Genomic DNA, 1,033 nt, shown 5'->3' with positions numbered 1-1,033 from the left:
CACCCGTACACCCGCGGCCTGCTGGACTCCATCCCGCGCCTGGACCAGAAGGGCCAGGACCTCTACGCGATCAAGGGCCTGCCCCCCAACCTGCTCGCCATCCCGCCCGGCTGCGCCTTCCACCCCCGCTGCCCGATGGCGCAGGCCGTCTGCCGCACCGACGTCCCGCCGCTCTACCAGGTCACCGAGTCACCGGTACCGCGCACCAGCGCCTGCCACTTCTGGAAGGAGTGCCTCCGTGCCGGGAACTGAACCGATCCTGGAGGTCACCGACCTGGTCAAGCACTACCCGCTCACCCAGGGCATCCTGTTCAAGCGGCAGATCGGCGCGGTCAAGGCGGTCGACGGGGTCTCCTTCGGCCTCGGCGTGGGCGAGACCCTGGGCATCGTCGGCGAGTCGGGCTGCGGCAAGTCGACCGTGGCCCGGATGCTCGTCAACCTGGAACGTCCCACGGCCGGCGCGATCACGTACAAGGGCGAGGACATCACCCGGCTGTCCGGCAAGGCCCTCAAAGCGGTACGCCGCAACATCCAGATGGTCTTCCAGGACCCCTACACCTCCCTCAACCCCCGGATGACGGTCGGCGACATCATCGGCGAACCGTACGAGATCCACCCCGAGGTCGCCCCCAAGGGCGACCGCCGCCGCAAGGTCCAGGAACTCCTGGACGTCGTCGGCCTGAACCCCGAGTACATCAACCGCTACCCCCACCAGTTCTCCGGCGGCCAGCGCCAGCGCATCGGCATCGCCCGCGGCCTGGCCCTGCGCCCCGAGGTGATCGTGGCGGACGAGCCGGTCTCCGCCCTGGACGTCTCGGTCCAGGCCCAGGTGATCAACCTCCTGGAACGCCTCCAGGCGGACTTCGCCCTCTCCTACGTCTTCATCGCCCACGACCTGTCGATCGTCCGCCACATCTCGGACCGCGTGGGCGTGATGTACCTCGGCAAGATCGTCGAGCTGGGCACCGACACCCAGATCTACGACCACCCCACCCACCCCTACACCCAGGCCCTGCTGTCGGCCGTCCCGGTC

At 68.9% G+C, this 1,033-nt stretch carries 2 protein-coding genes; both read left to right on the top strand.

The genetic code is table 11. The features are described 5' to 3' along the window. The coding region (locus EF918_RS36055) for an oligopeptide/dipeptide ABC transporter ATP-binding protein (protein ID WP_369009109.1) at positions 1 to 252 on the top strand (252 nt) is incomplete at its 5' end. After that, positions 239 to 1,033 (top strand): ABC transporter ATP-binding protein (locus EF918_RS36050; protein ID WP_125653010.1); only part of this gene is annotated, 795 nt, incomplete at its 3' end. The genes EF918_RS36055 and EF918_RS36050, both read left to right, overlap by 14 nt.

The sequence above is a fragment of the Streptomyces sp. WAC06614 genome (genome assembly GCF_003949795.1).
Taxonomy (GTDB): Bacteria; Actinomycetota; Actinomycetes; order Streptomycetales; family Streptomycetaceae; genus Streptomyces.
The sequence above is the reverse complement of the archived record's forward strand: the minus strand, read 5'-3'. Positions and strand labels throughout refer to the sequence as shown.